The organism is Halomonas stenophila, assembly GCF_014192275.1.
In the GTDB taxonomy this organism is placed as follows: domain Bacteria; phylum Pseudomonadota; class Gammaproteobacteria; order Pseudomonadales; family Halomonadaceae; genus Halomonas; species Halomonas stenophila.
Window position 1 is genome coordinate 97,816 of record NZ_JACHXR010000004.1, and the last position, 19,911, is coordinate 117,726.

Here is a 19,911-nt window from a genome sequence, read left to right on the forward strand (position 1 = left end):
ATGAGTTAGCCGGGCTGCCCTTATACTACGTCACACCCCCTTCCATGTAAGCCTGTGATCCCATACATATCAAGGCATTGCATTTATACATAGTAATCTGTGCTAGTTCGTCATTATACTAAAAACGCGTACATGACGCTTACATGGCGTGGCGTGTACGCAAACGAGAGCGGCCGGCGGCTGCGCCAACAGCCCCGACCGCGTGATCGACGTGCCGACTAGCAGGAGCAACGCCGATATGAGCATTCTATCTGGATTCACTGCCCACGTGGCCAACCACGGGAGGGCAGCAGCATGAGCGCCAAGAAGTACAGCATCACCAACACCGCCGCCGCCTCAGAGACAAAGTTCCCGACTCCGGAGAGCGGGCAGGTCATCTACTGGGACAAGACACCCGGCCTTGGGCTGCGCATCACCTCAGCTGGCTCTCGGAGCTGGATCGTGCAGGGGCGCGTCAACAACAAGTCTCGGCGCTTCACGCTCGCCCCCATAGCCGAGATGCCCCACACCGAGGCGAGGGAGGAAGCCGCGAAGGTCCGGGCCATGATGCGCAAGGGGATAGACCCGCTCGTTGAGAAGAAAAAGCGTCAGCAAGAGGACCTGGCTCAAGGTGAAACCCTTCGGCAGGTCATGGAGGACTATGTGACGCACAAGAAGACTTCGAACGGCCCTCTTCGTCCCAGTACCAAGGCGGATTATCGCTACTGTGTCGAGCACACCTTCGCGGACTGGGCAGACAAGCCTGTGGCCACAATCAGCCGGGATGACGTCGTGCTGAAGTTCCGCGAGCTCTCGAAGGCCGCTCCCATACAGACGAACCAATCCTTCCGCTATCTCAAGGCACTGCTGAACTGGGCGCGTGAAAAGCATGCGGCTGCTGATGGCACCTATACAATTCTGCCGGTGAACCCCGTCTCCATGGCCATCAGGAAAGGCGGGCTGGTGCAGTGGAACCCCGAGAAGGCACGAGACTCCCGCATCCCCAAGACCAAGATTGGCGCGGTGTGGGCGATGCTGGAGGAGTACGGCAACCCTGACCACCATAGGGCCACTACCTGCACCAGCGCCGACCTCATCGCTTTCATGCTGCTGACAGGGGCTCGAGTCTCAGAGGCGAGCATGCTGATCTGGGATCGAGTCAAGCTCGATGCTGACATTCCGACATTCCACCTTGCGGAGACGAAGAACCATAACCCCGTCACCCTACCGATCAGCGATGCCCTGCATGCTGTGCTGACGCGGCGATTCGAGGCAAGGCTAAAGGGAAATGACCACGTGTTCCCTGCCATGCGCGGCAAGGCCGGATACATGAAAGATCCTCGGGCACTGCTCACCAAGGTCTCAGAGATCGCAGGCGAGCACATCCACCCACATGCCCTCAGGCGGACCTTCTTGGATGTGGCGCAGGTCGTTGGCGTGGACTCGGACCAGCGCCGGCAGCTATCAAACCACCTGGCCAGCGATATCCACGGCATCAACTACGAGAACAACCCGGACCCATCCCTTCTAATGCCTGCCGCCCAGAAGATCGGCGAATGGATCACCAGGCAAGGCAGCGTGGCGCGTGCAGCGGCGCAGGGCGAGAACGTGGTTCCGATGAAGGCCTGACTGGGAAATGAACAGGCGTTGCGATAATGCAACGCCTGTTCATAACCAACTGATAGCTATGAGCTTTCTGCGAAAAGCCGCTTGCACATGAGCAAGTATAAAGCTAGCGTAGTGCCATAGCGGTAGGGGCTGCGCAGAGCGCCTGATAAAGAAGAACCTGCGACGAAAGCCGGTGGAGCAAGAGTAACCAGCCTCCCAGGACACCGGACACAGGCCGAACCCGTCTGGCCGAGTGACCATAATAAATCTCGACGGCAAGCATCCGCCTGCCACCCTTCCTGATATCCAATGGCAGGCAAGATCGGAGTCTTGCCATGAAGCTGCTAACCACACAGCAGGCCGCTGAATTCCTCGGTCTATCTCCCAATACAGTCAATCAATGGCGCTACCTCAAGCGTGGCCCCCGGTTCAGAAAGATCGGGAAAAACGTCCGATACGCTGAGGCTGACTTGCTGGAGTTTCTGGAGAAGCAGACCCGCACTGGCACCAGCCATCAAGGGTTCCAGAGCTACTAGCGCAAGGTATGTGTAATACCTCGCGCCATGTTGATTTTTTGGAAGTGCGCCAACCCTTTTCCGTCATTAATGACGCGTCGAGTAACTGCGCTGTAAACAGTTCAAGAAAAAGGACCGCTGAGAGCGCGATGCTACCGCATCACGGTGGCTTGTCCCAGCGGCCCTTTGCTCGACAGGAGCAAGTTAAATGCCAAGCGCTAACACTATAGGGCAGCTCGCCGAGGAAAAGCTAGATAATTTCCGCAAGCGTACGGAGGCTGAAGTTGAAGAGCTGCATAGGCAACGCACACCCAAGGAGTGGGCCGCTGTAGTCGCTGATATGTACGTCACTGTGGCTACCCTATTGGCTAACTTTGACCACGCAGAACAAGCCGAACACGATCAGCAGGACATAGGTGGATGCCTTGCGTCTTGTCGTCAAACTTACAGGCTAGAAAACCCACCTCCTGGATTTGCCGGTGTGTTAGCCGACGCCATCTTGCAGGGGAGCTACCAGCCGGCCTCTGAGATCGCCGTTGCTGCCTCGCTGGGCCTTCTAGCTGGGGTATGTGGCAGGGCCTTTGAAATCCCGACCGGGAAAGACTGCGCCCTCTACATCATCCTCGTGGCCAAGAGTGGTGTCGGGAAAGAAGCTATACACGAAGGCATCCCGGCTATGATCGAGCTAAGCGAAATACCAGAGGCAAGCTACTTCGTTCAGCCGGTAGACTTTGCTAGCGGACCTGCACTCCAGAAGCGCATCCTTGCTACGCCGGGATTCCTCAACTTGCAAGGTGAGTTCGGCAAGAAGTTACGTCGTATGTCGAGCCTGAAAGACGCCCCAATGCAAGAACTTCGTAATGTGATGACTAGGGCTTACTCTAAAGACATGATGGATGGCATCGAATATAGCAACAATGAGAAAAACCTCCCGAAAGTTAAATGGCCCGCCCTTTCTTTTCTCGGTGAGACGACACCTGGAACTTTTACCGAAGCACTCACACCGGACATGATGGAAGATGGAACACTGTCTAGGTTCAACATCATCACCTATGACGGGGACTGGCAGCAACCTAACCGTGATCGCAGCCCCTATCGTCTCACCCCTGATCACCTTGAAAAATGGCGAGCCATAATTCGCCGTGCCCTACCCTACCAGGGCACGGTCCACACTCCAGAGAGACGCATTCAAGTTGAGTACGGAAGTGACTCGACGAAGGATCGTCTAGAGAGGTTCGAGACCGAGTGCGGGACGATGCTTCACAACATCGAAGACGAGTCGGAGCGACAGGTTTACAACCGCGCAGCCCTCAAGGCGTTCAAGATCGCCAGCCTGCTTGCAATAGCGGATAACCCCGAGCGACCAATGATCTTCAATGACCACGCTGAGTGGGCCATTGGGGTGATTAGACGCGATATTGCAGCTTTCGTAGAGCGCAAGGAGTCAGGAGATGTAGGAAAGAACGACGACGCCCGGACCCTCAAGGTCAAAAAGATCATGACCGACTACATAAAGGGCAAGGTGTCCCCAAGCTATAAGGTCGACCCACGAATGATTGAACAGGGGGTTTTGCCACGCTTCTACCTTCAAAATCGAATTGGCATAAACAACCAGGCCTTCAACTCACACCCTCAGGGACACGTGGCAGCACTTGACGCGACAATCAAAAACCTGATCGACAACGGGAACTTGATGGAACTAGCAAAACCGGCAGCAGTTGAGAGCTATGGCTTCCACGGTAGATGCTTCCGAGTGTTGAGCATCGAGTGATGTTCATGATGGTCGGCGGGGCCGATATGGCCCCGCTTTCGTGAGTGCGGGGTAGGAACGCCCTGACCACAGGGAGCAGGTCGCCAGCTACGCGGCCCGCAGCAGCGGTGTGGGCCGCGATCGAGTGCGGACCAGTAGCTGTGCGGCAGTGACCCTGCAAATCGGCCCACGGGCCAGCACAGCGAGACACAGCGATTTTTTTACTGTGTAAAAGCTGGTTTTAATGACTCGTGGCTGATAATTAGTTGTTATGCAAAGGGTATGGGTAAAAATAAAAAATTAAAAATTAAAATATACCCCTTTTCTTGTACTGCACATTATCTGAACAGGAATATAGAAAGTTTGTGTTATGGGCCTTTTAATTTTTAATTTTATTCGAGAAATTCACACAAGCGGCTGTATTTACTCTATAAAAATCGGCTTCGCTCTATTTAACACTTCCTTTAAACATATTTAACACCTTTTGCTGTGGCCACATCCCACTAGTTGCGCTGACACAGAACCAGAAACGGGTAGTTATATGGGCTTCATTTGTTTTTGACTGATAGACACTTGTTTTTAAATAAAATATTTGTAGATGTCTTTTGTTCTCGCGCATGCTTGTACTGCCCATGTAACTTTTCGCACCTAAAAGGAGCACTCAAATGGCCGCCAACATCGAAGCGAAGACGAATGTATCCCCGACCCTTCACCCATTTAATATCACCCGCATTGAAGGGTATGAAGAAGCAAGGGGATACGTCTCCCATGCAGTCACTGCCCTAGATGAAGCTTACCAGTCAGTAGATGCAGTTCATGAGGCGAGAAAGAAGCTCCAACTTGATGAAAGTCGAACGAACCGTGCCAAGGTATTGATGACTGCTCAGCTCGCAGAAAAGTATTCCGCCCGTCTCCAGAAGACGTTCGAGTCGAGCTGGAACAAGTTGAATGCCGCCATCCAGCACACCGAGCGGGAACTGACCCAGCCTGTTGAGGAATTCGCGGGCATCGGCAATGTGGCTACTGAAATTCGAGCCCACGTCAAAAACATGTCCCAGGGGGACCGGATGAACTTCCTCAGTGAAGCTTTGAAACGTGGCGACCAGAGGACGCTCAAGAGCGTGCTGGGAGCACCATCCTATCTGTCAGGCATGACAGGCGTGGAGCATGAACATTTCACCCGTCGCTACCATTCACATCAATCACCCGAACTCTCTTCCCGCATCGAAGTGATGAAGGCAACTCTCGACAAGCTTGAGAGAGCCCATCCCATATTCGTCAAGGAGTTGGAGAAAGCTGTCGGGGCCAGCCGTTCCGATGTAGAGCGCCTTCAGGCCGCGAGCAACGAAGCAGAGGCGGCGCTGGTGATGAAAGAGTTTGCACCTCAAGAATAGTGATCACTAGATGATGTAATCAAAGGTATCGATGATGACTTCTAACGCGCAGCCTGAATGGGCGAAAGACTGGAAACCCGATCCAGATGCTCCAAAGACGGGAAATCCTGGCTGGCACAAGGGCATGAAAAGTCCGAACCCAAAGGGTAGGCCAAAAGGTATCGTTGATAAGCGTCACAAGGTGACACAGGCGCTTCTGAATGATGCTCAGGAGATTGCCACCGTGGTCATTGAGAAGGCCAAGGAAGGCGACCTTCAGGCAGCCTCACTGATACTGGCACGGGTCATGCCCACGCTGGCCGCGCAGGCGGAAAAGGTGCAGTTCAACCTCGACACCTCAGCCCCTCTCGCGCAACAGGTCGAGCAAGTGCTGGCAGCTACCGCAGAGGGCGAGATAGCCCCTGACAACGCCAAACGGATCATCGAGGTCATTGGAGCCCTAGGGGCTATTCGCCAGATGGATGACATCGAGGCGCGACTTAAAGCCTTGGAGAGCCACTGATGAATATATCATGCAGACCCATCCCGGCCCACTGCCTCCCACCTCCATCGGGTACTGACCCCATCTATTTAGAATCTCTGATCCATAATGCAGTGGAACAGATGCTCCTCGCACATGGGGATGATGGACGCCTCCCCTATCTGGGATACATCGAGGAAGTGGAAGTAAAGCTCAATCAGTTAACTGGAGGAATCGATATGCAGGCCAATAAACAGGAAATAGCGTCTTTCAACATTCCCATTAAAGGCATGGAGCGATTCAAGCCACCCTACTTAAAAAATTGCCCTTGGCCGGAAGCGACGTTGACCACATTCTTCCGAGACAAGGGCCAGCTCCACTGGCAGCACAACAAAGGGCCAACCAACACTGTCTACTTCGTTCAGCGGGGGGATGGCGTGATACGTGTGGTGCCCGCTGGACCAGAATCCAACATCCGCCCAATCCTTAGCCCGCACCTTGATCCAAGAGTCCAGGCTGAAGTGATCGAATGCCAAGTACCGGCGCAGGAAGTTCGCTTCTACGTCGAGCAGCCGCTAGCCTTCATCGGCGCCAATCATCCGCGTCATGAGACCCGAGTATCAGCACTGGGCATCGTGGCAGAACGCCTTCAGACTAAGGAGACCGATCACTGATGCGCATGCGAGCCTCAACGGCAACCCTCAAGCGCCTTGAGGCTCTGGAACAGCAGCGTGGCCAAAGGAAGGTGGTCGCGCTGTTCCCGAGCCTACTGGCTCTTGATGAATGGGGAGCTATTGCCACCAACATGCAGGCCGAGCTCAAGGCAAATATCAAGAAGGACTGCCCACCTCAGTATGACGAAGCGGATACCAGCCGACTCTTTTCAGCGGGAAGCAGATAACCCGGTCAGGGGCCGTGCCATAGGAAACCGTTGCACGAAAATCAAACGGAACCAGCCAGAGCGACGATCACTCCGCGCCGTGCCCTGGCCCTCAGCGCCCAGCTGGCTCCCTTGCCACTGGGCGTTGTTGTATGCGGCCCGCAGCGGCGGCGCAGGCGACGATCGATTGGCCACCGCCGCTAAGGTGTGCGTTGGCCAGCTCTCAAGCCCTAGCGGGCTGCTCGTCAGATCTTGATCGGACCGTACATGCCTGTGTAGATCACTGCATTCCACACTTTCTTGATCCCTTGCCCGGTCTCTTGGTTAACGAACAGCGATGAGCGGCTGCCATGAGGCCTACCAAGGAAATAGGGACGCATGGTCTCCCATGTTTCGGCGACTTGAGCATTCCTCCAACAAGGAAGCTCTTTCTCCAAGAGTAGGGGCATGGCGATGGAAAGCGGGATTGTTCTATCGCCCTCAAAATGCTTTTGCCAATGGCACTTGACCAATACAGGAGTGGCATTGGGATGGTATAGCTGAAAATCCAGCCTCTCTGCGCTGAAAATGGCTAAAGGGTGTGATGGCAACTCATTAACAGAGTCTATGACTTCTTGACCATCACCATAGGGACAAGTGATGAATGCGTTTGCAAAATATCGGGTATGGTCGAGGCCTCTATAACCACAAGATCTGCCTGGATGTGTAATTGGGTCATCGCAGCTATCGTGATTAGAGACTAATGGATGCCAAGTAGGGTAACTTTCCACTACAGGACCGTATTCAAAAACGATCTCTGACAGCTCCTCTATGGCGCGTTTCCTTTGAGGTTCATCCAAGTTCCTACTAGATGCAAAATAAGTCTTTAGGTTCTCAAACTCTCTTGCTGCCGCTTCATCCGCTCGAAAAGCCATGCCCCACCTCTCATCTCACCGATTTCATGCACAGACTACATCGCTCATGCATGAAGGTCAAATTTTATGCACGGTCCTGCGATTCTATGTCAAGGTCAAGTGGTAAGCAACCTCGCCCGCTTTCGGTAGGATGGTCAGACACCAGACCCGAAGCCGGAGGGTGAAATGGAAGTAGGAGCAGCTGTCACAGCCGTCAGGGCAGCCATCGAAGCTGCAAGGGCCGCCAAGGACGTCAATGACCAGGCCCAGTTCAATGCCGCGATGAGCGAGGTCATGGAGAAGCTGGCCACGGCCCAGTCAGACCTGGTCTCGCTGCTGGTGCAGCAGCAGGAACTGGTCGAAGAGAACAGGCACTTGAAGGAGAAGCTAGCCAAGGAGGAACAGTTCGAGCGCTACCGCCTCTCCAAGACACCGATGGGGCACTTCGTCCACACGCTCAAGGAAGAGCACGTCACCGAGGATGAGCCAGCTCATGCCATCTGTGCCGTGTGCCGCCAGGATGGTCGGCTCTCGATCCTCCAGGAGGATGAGTATAGGTACTTCTGCCAGACCTGTAAGAACGTAGCTGAGGTCAAGGAGATGCCCGACTTTGCGGTGACTACAGACTCCACCTTTGGTGGAGGATGGTGACCCACCAGGCCTTAGGTGCCACACACACACCGATCGTCTTCGGATGGCAAAATATGTGACGCGCTACACTGCAAGGGCTAGCGCACAGAAAAGCCCCAGACCGAATGGCCTGGGGCTTTGTCTGGTGGGCCCAGCTGGACTCGAACCAGCGACCAAAGAATTATGAGTTCTCTGCTCTAACCAACTGAGCTATAGGCCCGAACCTTGCAAAACGCTTACATGTGTCTTACATGGCAGCTTGCCGAACCACTGGTCATGCATGTAAGCGATTGTAATTTCTCTAGTTTTCTTTCGCTGCGACCTATTGGCACCCTCTATTATGAGTCCCCTGCTCTAACCAACTGAGCTATAGGCCCGGAAGCGCGGGCGTATGATAGCGAAAGCCGCTGGCCGAGGCCAGCGGCGCGGCGCTCAGTCGATGCGGAGGATGGTGTAGGGCGCCTCGCAGGCGTGGCGCTCGTCACGCTCGTCCACGCTGCCCAGGGCCAGGTGGCGGTCGTTGTCGTAGGCCACGAACAAGCGCTCCCGGTCCAGCACGGCCAGGCCCTCGGCCTTGTGCTCGAACTCCAGCGCCGTGCCCACCGGCGTGGTCACCATCGCCGGGGCCTTGCCGGCGCGGAAGTCCTCCAGGCTCATCACCCAGAGGTAGCCGCCGATGTGTTCCTCGCCGTGCGTTTCCATCTCGAAGCTGGTCAGCAGGTAGAGCCGGGCGTGATAGGGATCGTACTCGAGACTCGAGAGCCCGCAGGCGAAGCGCACGCCCTCCCGGGCATCCGGGTCGAAGCGGAAGTACTCGCGGAGAGCATCGATGAACTCGATGTTGCCGCCCTCGGTGATCTGGTAGTGGGCGCCCACCACCCGGGAGACGTAATGGAAGTCGTCATGGGCGTTGCCCTGCTCGCGCACGCCGAACAGCAGCAGGCCATCGCCGTGGTCGCCGGGCACCGCGGCGAGGCCCTCGATCTTGTAGTAGGGAAAGCCGATGGCGGCATCGAGCTTGCGGCGCAGCTCCAGCGAGCCCTCCACGCCGTCGCGGGGATCGGGGTCCACCACCTGTACCTCGTCGGGCCTGCCGAGCGGCCAGATCAGCAGGTGGTTGTAGTCGTTCAGGGCATGGCTCTGGTCGTCGATGCGATCGAAGCCGGTCACCGCCAGCACGTGCCGGCCGTCGGTGGTCAGCGCGAAGTCCTCGTACTTCACCGCCTGCCGCAGCCGCGCGGCGGTCAGGTATTCCAGCCGCGTGTCATCCGGGCCCTCGGGCGTCAGCGGCAGGGCGAACACCGCGGAGCGCTCCTCGCCGGGGACCGGCTTGTCGCTGGCCAGCAGTAGCCGCTCGCCGTCGTAGAGCACGGCGGAGATCTCGGCGTTGACGATCTCGCCCCGCTCGTCGCGCAGGCCGGCGGGGAAACAGTGGATGGTGCCTTGTTGCAGGATCCTGGCGCTACGCATCGCGATTGCCTCCGGCATTGATTACTCTCGAGACCATCACGCTAACATGCCCGCCGGGAGCATCCCCCCCGATGATCACACAAACTGCACGATCCCGCCGCCTCGCCTGGCGAGTGGCGTCACTGGCACTGGCGCTGTCCGGGCTGGTGGCCCTGCCCGCCCAGGCGGCCTGGCAGCTGGAGCCGTCACGCTCACGGCTCGAGGCCACCGTGATCGAGATCACCCCCACCGGGCCGGTGCCCCACCGCCACCAGGTGCGTGAGCTCTCGGGCAGCATCGATGCCGATGGCACCCTGCGCCTGCCGCTGCGGCTCGACCAGACCGATGTGCTGGAGCGCCTGGGCCCCCTGCCGCCCTGGCTCGACGGCATGACCGAACGGCCCCTGGCGACCCTGGTCACCCGGCTGCCGCCGGCGCGCCTCGATGGCCTGGCGGTGGGCGAGTCGCTGACCGAGACGTTGTCCTTTCGCGTCGACGCCGAGGGCGTCCGCCGCCAGGAGCCGCTGGCGCTGCGCTTCACCCGCGTGGCGGCGGATCGCATCCGGGTGGCCAATGCCGAGCGCATCGCCGTGGACGGCCGCGAGCTGATGGCCAACCCGACCCTGCGCACCGTGATCCTGCTGCTCGGCTACGAGCAGATCGGCGACGAGGTGCCGGTCAGCCTCGAGGCCACCCTGATCGACCGCTGACGCCCCGGCATCCTTCCACCTTCGGCCCTTATCCCCCTCTCGTCCGCTGCATCGGGCGGCAACCAGCCGTCGCGGGCCTGGCCCACGCCCGTCGAACGCGACGCCCGGCGGCGCTCACGGCGTCGGCGGCGATCCCTTGGTGTCACGCCAGGCGCCACGCTATCGCTGCATCTAAATCAAAATACTTCTCATTTGTGTCATCTTTCATTACACTCGGGCGCCGCTAATACATCCAATACCGCATCATTCATCAAGGGACATCATGAACTCACGCCATCTCACCGCCAGCCTCTCGGTGCTGGCCGGCGCCCTGGCCGGCCCGGCACTCGCCCAGGGAACCCAGGAGCCGGACGTCCAGGACACCATGGTGGTGGTCGGCTCCCGGGCCCCCACCGAGATCAGCCAGATTCCCGGCGCGGTCTGGGTCATCGACCGCGAGCAGTTGCACGAGCAGATCCGTACCGGCGCCGACCTGAAGACCGCCCTGGGCAAGCTGGTCCCGGCCCTGGACCTGGCGCCCCAGGGGCGCACCAACTACGGCCAGAACATGCGCGGCCGCAGTGTCCAGGTGCTCATCGATGGCGTCTCCCTGAACAGCTCCCGCGGCCTCTCCCGCCAGTTCGACGCCATCGATCCCTTCAACATCGAGCGCGTCGAAGTGCTCTCCGGCGCCACCAGCCTCTACGGCGGCGGGGCCACCGGCGGCCTCATCAACATCATCACCAAGCGGCCCGAAGCAGGCGACGGCCCCCAGCTCTCCAGCGAGGCCGGGCTGACCACCGGGTTCAACGATGGCGACGACCTGGACTATCGCCTGGCCCAGTCGATCGGCGGCGGCAACGAGTTCGTCAAGGGGCGTCTCGCCGTGGCCTACCAGGACAACGGCCGCCATTTCGACGCCAGCGGCGACGAGATCTTCCCCGATATCGCCCAGACCGACCTGCAGGACAACCGCAGCATCGACGTCATGGGCAGCCTGGACGTCCAGTTGGCCGAGCAACAGACCCTCAAGTTCGGCGCCCAGCTCTATCGCTCGCGCTTCGAAGGCGACCGCGGCGTCTACTTCCCGAACCTGGATGCCTCGAGCCCCAACCTGAACGACGCCGAGATCCGCGACGGCCTCGAGTCCGACCGCGACCCGGCCACGGACCGCACGATGGCCAACCTGCAGTACCATCATGCCGACCTGCTGGGCCAGGACTTCTACCTGCAGGCCTTCCATCGCGAGGAGGAGGCCAGCTTCCACGCCTTCCCCTATCCGGACCCCAGCTGGAGCGCCCCCGACTTCTACGAGTTCCGGACCTCCAAGCAGAACACCGAGGTGCAAGGCCTCAAGGCGCTGTTCGACGCCGCCCCCAGCGATGCACTGTCGGTGACCTACGGCGTGGACTACGACCGGGAAACCTTCGATGCCAACCAGATGATCTTCGACCGCGCCACCACCGATGCCAGCGGTGGCCTGGTGCAGGAAGAGTCCAGCGTCGAGCCGCGTTATCCCGGCTACGAGATCGACACCCTCGCCGCCTTCGCCCAGGGGGAGTGGCAGGTCACCGAGGGCCTCCAGCTCTCCGCCGGCGTGCGCCGGCAGCATGTCGACGTCGAGGTCGACGACTTCAACGGCGTCCCCGGCGGCGCCAACGACTACGACGCCACCCTGGCCAATGCCGGCGCTCTCTATGACTTCGGCAACGGTCACCAGAGCTGGCTCCAGTACAGCCAGGGCTTCGAGCTGCCGGACCCGGCCAAGTACTACGGCAAGAGCGCCGAGGTGAGCGTGGACGAGAACCCGCTCTCCGCCATCGAGACCGACCAGGTCGAGCTCGGCTGGCGCTACAACGGGGCGGAATGGATGAGCCAGGCGGCGGTCTACTACGCCTGGTCCGACAAGGCGGTGGAAAATGACGAGGACCTCAGCGTCGTCGTGGTCGAGGAGGAGAAGCGCGACTACGGCCTCGAGGGCGCCGTGACCCGCTACTTCGACCATGGCTTCGAGGCCGGCGGCACCCTGCACCTGGTCCGCTCCGAGCAGAAGAATGCCGACGGCGCCTGGGACAAGCGCGACGCCCGCTACGCCTCGCTCTCCTCCGCCACCGCCTTCGTCGGCTGGTCCGACCTCGACCGCTCGGCGCGCCTGCAGGCCAGCCGCGCCTTCGACCTGGAAGACGAGGAGGAGCGCAAGATCGAGGGCTTCACCACCGTGGACCTGACCCTCGGCCAGCAGACCGAGTTCGGCAGGTTCAGCCTCGGCGTGCAGAACCTGCTCGACAAGCAGTACTCCACCGTCTGGGGGCAGCGCGCGGCGATGTTCTATTCCCCCTACTACGGGCCGGAATACCTCTACGACTACCAGGGACGCGGCCGCACCTACACCCTGAACTGGTCGCTCAACTACTGATCCACCGACGCGCTCGCTTCGATCGTCCTGCGCCCACCCTTGCGGTGGGCGTTTTCTTGCGCGCCTGCTCGCGCCGCCACGCTCGCCCCCACCAGCGCGCTACACCGCCGCGGCTTGACAACACCTCCTTATATAAGAATAATTCTCAATATCAATGAATAAGAGGTGATCCATGCGTTTCCCTTCCCTGTGGCGAATCAGCGCCTGCGCGGCCCTGCTCGGGCTCGGCCAGAACGGCCTGCTGGTCGCGCTGCCGGTCCTGGTGGAGCGCTTCGGCCTGCCGCTGTCACAGTGGGCCGGCCTGATCCTGCTGGGATCGATGCTGTTCCTGGTCGGCAGCCCCTTCTGGGGACGCGTCGCCGATCGCCACGGACCGCGCCTGGTGGTGATCCAGGCCCTGTCGGGCTATCTGGCCAGCTTCACCCTGATCGGTATCGCCCTCTGGGCCGCGGCTCGCGGCTCGCTTGCCGAGGGCTGGCTGCTGCCGCTGCTGGTCATCGCCCGGGTACTCTATGGCCTGACCGTGTCGGGCATGGTGCCGGCCTGCCAGCAATGGTCCCTGGCGCTGCACGGGGGCGAGGAGCGCCTGCGCGCCCTGGCGGCCGTCAGCGCCGGTCTCAGCGCCGGCCGCCTGCTCGGCCCGCTGCTCGCCGCGGCCAGCCTGAGCCTCTCCGCCTATGCGCCCTTCGGCGTCATGCTGGGCGGTGGCCTGCTGGCCCTGGGCCTGGTGTGCGGCGTGCCGCATCCCCGAGTGTCGGCGGCCGGCCAGCGGACGGCGCCGCCGGCCCAGCCGCTCCTCGAGCGTCTTCCCTGCCTGGCCATGGCCCTGCTGCTGGCGATGTCGGTCTCCCTGATGCAACTGGGACTGCCCGATGCCCTGCAGGCCCGGCTCGACATCGAGGCCACCCGTGCCGGCCACCTGATGGGCGTGCTGCTGTCGCTCGGCGCCCTGGGCGCCCTGGCCATCCAGCTCGGCGTGACACGCCATCAGCGGCTCGGCGGCTACGCCCTGCTGTTCCTCGGCGCCCTGTGCCTGGTGGCCGGCTACGCCCTGCTGGTCCAGGCGGATGGCATGCCGGGCTTCGCCGCGGGCGTGCTGGTCGCCAGCATCGGCACCGCCATGGCCGTCCCCGGCTATACCGATGCCGCCACCCGCGGCGGCGCCCCGGGCGCCAGCGCCGGCATGCTCGCCATGTCCCATACCCTGGGCTACGGGGCGGCGACCCTGGTGGTGAGCCTGGTGGCCCCCTCGCGCCTGCTCATGCTGACCCTGGTCGCGGCCCTGCTCTTGCTGCTGCTCGTGCCCGCGGCCAGGACGCACTTCGCGCGGCCGGTCCCGGCCCCCTCCACCCCCCCGTCGAACGACTGACCCGAGGTGCCCTCACCGGAAAGCCCTTGCCACAAAAGTTAATGCTAATTATTATCATTTGTCTTCAGATTAATATCAAAGAGGTTGCTCGATGACGACACCCGCCAGCCCCTGCTCCTCCGCCGAGACCGATCCGGCCGCCAGCTGCTTCTTCAATGCGCTGCTGCGCGAGACCGATGCCTGGCGGCTCGCCACCACGCGGCACGGCGAACACATTCAGCTGCCCGTCGATGCGGGCGAGCTGCACCTGAGCCTGCTGCACCGCAGCGCCAGCAACGAGTGCCGCTTCGCCTGGCCCATCCTCTGGCACCACCAGGGCCAGACGCGGCCCATCGATTTCGACCAGGCCCTGCCCCGGATCCTGGCCACGCCCGCCCTGGTCGGCGAGCTGGACGCCGAGAGCCGGGCCACCTTCCAGGCTCGGGTGCTGGAGAGCCGGGCCAACACCCGGGCCAGCCTGGCGGAACGCGACGACATCGCGCACCTGCAGCGGGGTCCGCTGACCTTCGCCGAGGCGGAACAGGGCCTGCTGGTGGGGCACGCCTTCCACCCGGCCCCCAAGTCGCGGGCGCCCTTCAGCGAGGCCGAGGCCCGCGACTTCTGCCCCGAGCACCGCGCCCGCTTCGGGCTCGCCTGGTGGGCGGTGGCCCCGGAGCTGGCGGCGGGCGACTCCAGCCGCGCCAGCGGGGCCGCCGAGCTGGCCCGCGAGCTGCTGCCGGCCGCCCTCGCCGCGCGCCTGCCGAGCGACTTCGTGGCCCTGCCCATGCACCCCTGGCAGGCCCAGCGGCTGCGCCGCCGGCCCTGGGTGGCGGAGCAGGAGCGGCAAGGTCGCCTGCAATGGCTGGGCCTCGGCGAGCCCCAGTGGCTGCCGACCTCGTCGCACCGCTCGCTCTACGCCCCCGGAGCCCCCTGGATGGTCAAGGGCTCGCTGTCGGCCAGGCTGACCAATTCGCTGCGCCTGCTCAGCGTCAAGGAGGTCCAGCGCGGCCTGAACCTGGACGCCTGGATGCGCGATCTGGAGGTGGAGCGACGCTTCCCGGGCTTTGCCGTGATGCAGGAGCCGGCCTGGCTGGGCTGGCGCGGCGACGACGGCGAGGTGGACCCGGAGAGCCTGGTGCTCCTGCGCGAGAACCGGCTCGCCAAGGCCCCGGACAGCGAGGCCGTGGTCCTCGCCACCCTGACCCAGCAGCCCCTGACACCCGGCGGGCAGACGCTGCTCGCCGCGCGCCTGCGCGCCATCGCCGAGGCCTGGGACGAGTCGCCGGCCGGGGTGACCCGCCGCTGGTTCGCCGCCTTCTGCGAGCATGTGCTGACCCCGTTGCTGGGGCTGGCGGTGGAGGACGGCATCGTGCTGCTGGCCCATCAGCAGAACATCGTGGTGCGGCTCGACGATGGCTGGCCGGTGGGCATGCTCTATCGCGACTGTCAGGGCAGCGGCGTCAGCGACCGCTTCCTGGCGCAGCGACCGGCCCTGACGACGCCTCCCGAGAACCACTGGTCGCCGGCCACTGTGCGCCGCTACTTCCACTATTACCTGCTGATCAACTCGACCTTCGCCGTCACCAGCGCCCTGGCCGCCGATGGCCTGATCGACGAGGGCCTGCTGCTCGACGACCTGCGCGCCCACCTGGCGGCGCTGCGCGAGCGCCTGGAGGGCGACCCGGATTGCCTGGATCACGCCCTGAACGCGCCGCGCCTGGACGCGAAGGGCAACTTCTTCTGCTACCTGAGCGGCGTCAACGAGGCGACCCTGTCCGAACCGGCCCGCCTCTACCTGCCGCTGGACAACCCCCTGGCGGCCACCGACGTCGCCTCGCTCACCCGCGACACAGGAGTCCCCGCATGACCCTCACCCTGGACACCCCCGCCCGAGCCCCGGAAACCGCCCTGTCGCCACTGCCGGACGACGCGGCCCGCCTGCAGCGCCGCGACGCCGACGGCGACCAGCCGAACGCCCTGATCGACCGGCTCGACGGCGTCTTCGCCCTCCACCCGGGCCTGTCGCTGCTGGTGCTGGACGACGCCTGGCGCTCGCATCCCGACTGGTCCCGCCTGTGCGAGACGCTCGGCGGCGGACGCATCCTGCGCCGCGACTTCTATCAGCGGCCCTGGCACTGGCTCCAGCACCCGCCGGCGACGCCGCAGGACACGCCCTTCCAGGCCGAGGCCGGGCATCCGCGACGCCCGCCGCAACCCCAGGGCCCCCTCTACCGGCGCTTCGACCCCCGCCTGGGGCGCACCTTCTCCCTGCGGCTCATCGAGCCCGAACGGGACCTGGAGCGCTTCGTGCGCTGGATGCACCTGCCGCGGGTCGCCGAGTTCTGGGAGCAGGCCTGGCCCGAGGCCGAGCTCGCTGACTTCCTCGCCGAGCGCCTCGCCGACCCGCATACCCTGCCGCTGATCGGCGAGTTCGACGACCGGCCCTTCGGCTATTTCGAGGTCTACTGGGCCGCCGAGGATCGCCTGGCGCCCCATTACGCCTGGGCCCCCTTCGACCGCGGCCTGCACCTGCTGGTGGGCGAGGAGGACGTGCGCGGCCCGGCCTTCGTCGACGCCTGGCTGGGCGGGCTGTCCCACTACGCCTACCTGGCCGAGCCGCGCACCCGGCGCCTGGTGCTGGAGCCGCGTCACGACAACCAGCGCCTCTTCCGACACCTGGAGCGCCTGGGCCTGATGCGGCTGCGCGACTTCGACTTCCCCCACAAGCGCTCCAGCCTGGTGATGGGCCTTCGCGAACGCTTCTTCGCGGAGGTGATGTGATGGAGAGCCTCGACCACAGCCTGGCGCCCCACTGGACGGCGGCCAACCGCGCCCTGATCGCCAAGATGATCGGCGAGCTGGGCTACGAGCAGGTGATCGGCCCCGCCGCCGAGGGCGAGGGCTTCCGGCTCGACCTCGACGGCGCCACCTGGCGCTTTCGGGCCACGCCGAACCTGTGGGGCCAGCTGCGGGTGGACCCGGACAGCCTGAGCCCCCCGCCCGATGCCGGCCTCGAGGCCGCCGATTTTCTCCTCCAGCTGGCCCCGGTGCTGGGCATGAGCGACGCCCAGGTGGCCGAGCACCTGGAGGATCTCTTCGCCACCCTGCGGGCCGACTGTCGGCTGCGCGAGGCGCGTGGCGACCTGAGCGCCGACGACGCCATTCGCCTGGCCGAGCCAGAGCGCCAGCGCCTCCTCGACGGCCACCCCAAGTTCCTGTTCAACAAGGGTCGCCGCGGCTGGGGGCTGGAGGCCCTGGCACGCTTCGCCCCCGAACACGGCGCCGGCTTCCGCCTCGGCTGGGTGGCCGTGGCCGACGAGGCCCTGGCGAGTGGCGGCGGGCCGGTGGATGCCGCGGCCCTGCTCGACTCGGCCCTGGACGCCGCCGAGCGCACCCGCCTGGAGCAGGCCCTGGCCGCCCGGGTCGCCGAGCCCGCCGCCTACCGCCTGCTGCCGGTCCACCCCTGGCAGTGGCAACAATGGCTCGGCCCCCTGCACGTCGCCGATATCGCCCGGGGACGCCTGCACTACCTCGGCGAGTTCGGCGATGCCTACGCCCCCCAGCAATCGCTGCGGACCCTGACCAACGTCAGCCGGCCGGCGGCCTACGACATCAAGCTGCCGCTGACCATCATGAACACCTCCTGCTACCGCGGCATCCCCGGCCGCTTCCTGCTCGCCGGGCCGGCCGCCTCGGCCTGGCTCGAGGCCAGGAGCCGCGACGACGAGGAGTTCGCCCGTGTCCACCTGGAGGTGCTCGCCGAGCCCGCCGGGGCCGTGCTGCCGCATGCCCAGTACGCCCGCCTGGACCAGGCGCCGTACCGCTACCGGGAACTCTTCGGGGTGATCTGGCGCGAGGCCCTGGCCCCGCGCCTGGCCGCCAACGAGCAGGCGCTGCTGATGGCCGAGCTGATGCAGAGCGACGAGGCCGGGCGCCCCTGGCTGGCCGCCTACCTGGCGGCGGCCGGCGCCGAGGGAGGCGAGGCGGCCGAGGCCTGGCTGCGCCGGATGTTCGAGGTGAGCGTGGTGCCCCTCTGGCACCTGATGTGCCGCTACGGGATGTCGCTGATCGCTCACGGCCAGAACCTCACCCTGATCCTGCGCGACGGCTGGCCGCACCGGCTGGCGCTGAAGGACTTCCAGGGCGACCTGCGCCTGGTCGACGAGGACTTCCCCGAGGCCGCCGACCTCCCCGCCGAGCTCAAGGCGGTCACGGTGCGCCTGCCCCCGGAGAAGCTGATCCACGACCTGCAGACGGGGCACTTCGTCACCACCCTGCGCTTCATCGCCCCCCTGGCGGCGCATGGTGGCGTCTCGGAAGCCCGCTTCTACCAGTTGTGCGGCGAGGCACTCGACGCCTATCGGGCCCGTCACCCGGCGCTGGCCGAGCGCTTCGCCCGCTTCGACCTGTTCGCGCCGCGCATCCTGCGCCTGACCCTCAATCGCGCCAAGTTCCTGCACCCCACCGACAGCGCCGCCGAGCGCATGCTGGCGGAGATGGACCTGAGGGTCGACAACCCGCTGCATCTCGCCGCGCGGCCGAATGCCGCCGACGCGCCCCTCGCACAGGAGGTGTCCGATGACTGATTCCCGCGTTCTCGACCTGGCCGGCCTGGGGGCCGGTCCCTTCAACCTGAGCATCGCCGCCCTGGCCGACTCGCATCTGCCGGACCTCGCCACCCGCTTCTTCGAGCGCCGCCGCGACCCGTCCTGGCACCCCGGCCTGATGCTGCCCGATACCCATCTGCAGACCGGCTTCCTCAAGGACCTGGTCACCGCGGTGGCCCCGGACAACCGCCACTCCTTCCTCAGCTACCTGGTCGCCCATCGGCGCTTCTACCGTTTCCTCAACACCGAGACGGGCACCGTGAGCCGCGCCGAGTTCTCCGACTACCTGCGCTGGGCCGCCCGGCGCCTGGACAACGTCAGCCTGGGCGAGCCGGTGCGCGAGGTCACGCTGGACAGGGCCGGCTTCCGGCTGCGTACCGACCACGGCGACTATCGGGCCCGCCACCTCAGCCTGGGCACCGGCAAGCGGCCCTGGCTGCCGGACTTCGCCAGTGCCTACCAGGGGCCCCACTGCCTGCATGCCGCCGACATCGCCCACCATCGCCGCGACTTCAGCGGACGTCGCGTGGTGATCGTCGGGGGCGGGCAGAGCGGCGCCGACGTCTTCCTCAATGCCCTGCGCGGTCACTGGGGGCAGCCCAGGGAACTGAGCTGGGTATCGCGGCGGCGCAACTTCGAGCCCCTGGACGAGACGGCCTTCACCAACGAATACTTCACCCCGGACTACACCCGGCTGTTCCACGGCCTGCCCCGCGACGTCCGCGAGCGCGAGGTGGCGGCCCAGAAGCTGGCCAGCGACGGCATTACCCCGGCCGCCCTGCAGGCCCTGTACCGCGAGCTGTACCACCGCTTCGACGTGCTCGGCGAGCCCCGCTGGGCGCGCCTCCTCCCCCATCGCGAGGCCATCGACCTGAAGCGTCATGGCCTGGGGTTCGAGCTGGCCACTTCCCATGGCCTCACCGGCCAACGGGAGGACTTCGCGGCCGACATCGTCATCTTCGCCACCGGCTTCCGCTCCCATCTGCCGGAATGCCTGGCGCCCCTGGCGGAACGCCTCGAGCACGACGAACATGGCGAGCTGGTGCTGGGACCGCACTTCGAGGCGCGCTGGGACGGCCCCGCCGCCCACCGCCTCTATGCGGTCAATGCCGGCCGGCACAGCCACGGCATCGCCGAACCCCAGCTTTCGTTGATGCCCTGGCGCTCGGCGACCATCCTCAATCATGCCGTCGGCCGGGAGGTCTTCGACCTGCGCGACGACGCCGGCCCCATCGACTGGCAGCCCCCGGCGGCCGCCGACTGGGCCCAGGTCATCTAGGAGCCGAGGTGTCA

General features: G+C 63.7%; 17 protein-coding genes and 1 tRNA gene. 15 read left to right on the top strand and 3 right to left on the bottom strand.

The window, feature by feature from the left end; genetic code table 11:
• The first annotated feature begins 294 nt into the window (after positions 1–294).
• From FHR97_RS08930 to FHR97_RS08960, 7 genes are all read left to right on the top strand, one after another.
• Entirely contained in the window at positions 295–1,608 is a 1,314-nt protein-coding gene (locus FHR97_RS08930; protein ID WP_183383456.1) for a tyrosine-type recombinase/integrase, read from the top strand.
• A gap of 314 nt (positions 1,609–1,922) precedes the next feature.
• Complete coding sequence (locus FHR97_RS08935) at positions 1,923–2,123, top strand: helix-turn-helix domain-containing protein (protein ID WP_183383457.1); 201 nt, start codon at positions 1,923–1,925, stop codon at positions 2,121–2,123.
• A 187-nt stretch (positions 2,124–2,310) separates the two neighbouring features.
• On the top strand, positions 2,311–3,873 hold the full coding sequence (locus FHR97_RS08940) for a DUF3987 domain-containing protein (protein WP_183383458.1): 1,563 nt from the start codon (positions 2,311–2,313) through the stop codon (positions 3,871–3,873).
• Positions 3,874–4,517: 644 nt separating this feature from the next.
• The gene (locus tag FHR97_RS08945; protein WP_183383459.1) at positions 4,518–5,246 is read left to right on the top strand and encodes a hypothetical protein; all 729 of its coding nucleotides are present in this window, start codon (positions 4,518–4,520) and stop codon (positions 5,244–5,246) included.
• A gap of 31 nt (positions 5,247–5,277) precedes the next feature.
• Entirely contained in the window at positions 5,278–5,748 is a 471-nt protein-coding gene (locus FHR97_RS08950) for a DUF5681 domain-containing protein (protein ID WP_221187742.1), read from the top strand.
• Positions 5,748–6,380 (top strand): hypothetical protein, encoded by a 633-nt coding sequence (locus tag FHR97_RS08955; protein ID WP_183383460.1) that lies wholly within the window; start codon positions 5,748–5,750, stop codon positions 6,378–6,380. Before FHR97_RS08950 ends, FHR97_RS08955 begins: the two co-directional genes overlap by 1 nt.
• The gene (locus FHR97_RS08960; protein WP_183383461.1) at positions 6,380–6,607 is read left to right on the top strand and encodes a hypothetical protein; all 228 of its coding nucleotides are present in this window, start codon (positions 6,380–6,382) and stop codon (positions 6,605–6,607) included. Before FHR97_RS08955 ends, FHR97_RS08960 begins: the two co-directional genes overlap by 1 nt.
• A gap of 224 nt (positions 6,608–6,831) precedes the next feature.
• Here the strand turns inward: FHR97_RS08960 and FHR97_RS08965 are convergent, their stop codons facing one another.
• Positions 6,832–7,500, bottom strand: a complete 669-nt coding sequence (locus FHR97_RS08965) for a hypothetical protein (protein ID WP_183383462.1) — start codon at positions 7,498–7,500, stop codon at positions 6,832–6,834.
• Between the two features lie 165 nt (positions 7,501–7,665).
• Between FHR97_RS08965 and FHR97_RS08970 the strand changes: the two genes are divergently transcribed.
• Entirely contained in the window at positions 7,666–8,130 is a 465-nt protein-coding gene (locus FHR97_RS08970) for a hypothetical protein (RefSeq protein WP_183383463.1), read from the top strand.
• Between the two features lie 122 nt (positions 8,131–8,252).
• Here FHR97_RS08970 and FHR97_RS08975 read toward each other — a convergent pair.
• A tRNA-Ile gene (locus FHR97_RS08975) sits at positions 8,253–8,329 on the bottom strand.
• Positions 8,330–8,541: 212 nt separating this feature from the next.
• Positions 8,542–9,579 carry a hypothetical protein gene (locus tag FHR97_RS08980; protein ID WP_183383464.1) on the bottom strand — a complete coding sequence of 346 codons (1,038 nt, stop codon included), beginning with the start codon at positions 9,577–9,579 and terminating at the stop codon, positions 8,542–8,544.
• Positions 9,580–9,650: 71 nt separating this feature from the next.
• Between FHR97_RS08980 and FHR97_RS08985 the strand changes: the two genes are divergently transcribed.
• The 7 genes from FHR97_RS08985 to FHR97_RS09015 all read left to right on the top strand — a co-directional run bounded on the left by FHR97_RS08985 (position 9,651) and on the right by FHR97_RS09015 (position 19,897).
• A complete protein-coding gene (locus FHR97_RS08985) occupies positions 9,651–10,268 on the top strand; it encodes a hypothetical protein (RefSeq protein WP_246403878.1) in 618 nt (205 codons plus the stop codon).
• Positions 10,269–10,530: 262 nt separating this feature from the next.
• Positions 10,531–12,663 carry a TonB-dependent receptor gene (locus FHR97_RS08990; RefSeq protein ID WP_183383465.1) on the top strand — a complete coding sequence of 711 codons (2,133 nt, stop codon included), beginning with the start codon at positions 10,531–10,533 and terminating at the stop codon, positions 12,661–12,663.
• 172 nt (positions 12,664–12,835) lie between these two features.
• Positions 12,836–14,032 (top strand): MFS transporter, encoded by a 1,197-nt coding sequence (locus tag FHR97_RS08995; RefSeq protein ID WP_183383466.1) that lies wholly within the window; start codon positions 12,836–12,838, stop codon positions 14,030–14,032.
• A 91-nt stretch (positions 14,033–14,123) separates the two neighbouring features.
• Positions 14,124–15,878 carry an IucA/IucC family protein gene (locus FHR97_RS09000; protein ID WP_183383467.1) on the top strand — a complete coding sequence of 585 codons (1,755 nt, stop codon included), beginning with the start codon at positions 14,124–14,126 and terminating at the stop codon, positions 15,876–15,878.
• Entirely contained in the window at positions 15,875–16,792 is a 918-nt protein-coding gene (locus FHR97_RS09005; RefSeq protein WP_183383468.1) for a GNAT family N-acetyltransferase, read from the top strand. Before FHR97_RS09000 ends, FHR97_RS09005 begins: the two co-directional genes overlap by 4 nt.
• Positions 16,792–18,597 carry an IucA/IucC family protein gene (locus FHR97_RS09010; RefSeq protein WP_183383469.1) on the top strand — a complete coding sequence of 602 codons (1,806 nt, stop codon included), beginning with the start codon at positions 16,792–16,794 and terminating at the stop codon, positions 18,595–18,597. Before FHR97_RS09005 ends, FHR97_RS09010 begins: the two co-directional genes overlap by 1 nt.
• A complete protein-coding gene (locus FHR97_RS09015) occupies positions 18,590–19,897 on the top strand; it encodes a lysine N(6)-hydroxylase/L-ornithine N(5)-oxygenase family protein (protein WP_183383470.1) in 1,308 nt (435 codons plus the stop codon). The genes FHR97_RS09010 and FHR97_RS09015 overlap by 8 nt, the downstream gene beginning before the upstream one ends.
• The last annotated feature ends 14 nt before the right edge of the window (positions 19,898–19,911 follow it).

Coding starts and splice junctions, on each gene's coding strand:
- FHR97_RS08940 (WP_183383458.1), top strand. CDS start 2,311: ATGCCAAGCGCTAACACTATAGGGCAGCTCGCCGAGGAAAAGCTAGAT.
- FHR97_RS08970 (WP_183383463.1), top strand. CDS start 7,666: ATGGAAGTAGGAGCAGCTGTCACAGCCGTCAGGGCAGCCATCGAAGCT.
- FHR97_RS08965 (WP_183383462.1), bottom strand. CDS start 7,500: ATGGCTTTTCGAGCGGATGAAGCGGCAGCAAGAGAGTTTGAGAACCTA.
- FHR97_RS08950 (WP_221187742.1), top strand. CDS start 5,278: ATGATGACTTCTAACGCGCAGCCTGAATGGGCGAAAGACTGGAAACCC.
- FHR97_RS09005 (WP_183383468.1), top strand. CDS start 15,875: ATGACCCTCACCCTGGACACCCCCGCCCGAGCCCCGGAAACCGCCCTG.
- FHR97_RS09000 (WP_183383467.1), top strand. CDS start 14,124: ATGACGACACCCGCCAGCCCCTGCTCCTCCGCCGAGACCGATCCGGCC.
- FHR97_RS09015 (WP_183383470.1), top strand. CDS start 18,590: ATGACTGATTCCCGCGTTCTCGACCTGGCCGGCCTGGGGGCCGGTCCC.
- FHR97_RS08990 (WP_183383465.1), top strand. CDS start 10,531: ATGAACTCACGCCATCTCACCGCCAGCCTCTCGGTGCTGGCCGGCGCC.
- FHR97_RS08980 (WP_183383464.1), bottom strand. CDS start 9,579: ATGCGTAGCGCCAGGATCCTGCAACAAGGCACCATCCACTGTTTCCCC.
- FHR97_RS09010 (WP_183383469.1), top strand. CDS start 16,792: ATGGAGAGCCTCGACCACAGCCTGGCGCCCCACTGGACGGCGGCCAAC.
- FHR97_RS08955 (WP_183383460.1), top strand. CDS start 5,748: ATGAATATATCATGCAGACCCATCCCGGCCCACTGCCTCCCACCTCCA.
- FHR97_RS08960 (WP_183383461.1), top strand. CDS start 6,380: ATGCGCATGCGAGCCTCAACGGCAACCCTCAAGCGCCTTGAGGCTCTG.
- FHR97_RS08930 (WP_183383456.1), top strand. CDS start 295: ATGAGCGCCAAGAAGTACAGCATCACCAACACCGCCGCCGCCTCAGAG.
- FHR97_RS08985 (WP_246403878.1), top strand. CDS start 9,651: ATGATCACACAAACTGCACGATCCCGCCGCCTCGCCTGGCGAGTGGCG.
- FHR97_RS08995 (WP_183383466.1), top strand. CDS start 12,836: ATGCGTTTCCCTTCCCTGTGGCGAATCAGCGCCTGCGCGGCCCTGCTC.
- FHR97_RS08945 (WP_183383459.1), top strand. CDS start 4,518: ATGGCCGCCAACATCGAAGCGAAGACGAATGTATCCCCGACCCTTCAC.
- FHR97_RS08935 (WP_183383457.1), top strand. CDS start 1,923: ATGAAGCTGCTAACCACACAGCAGGCCGCTGAATTCCTCGGTCTATCT.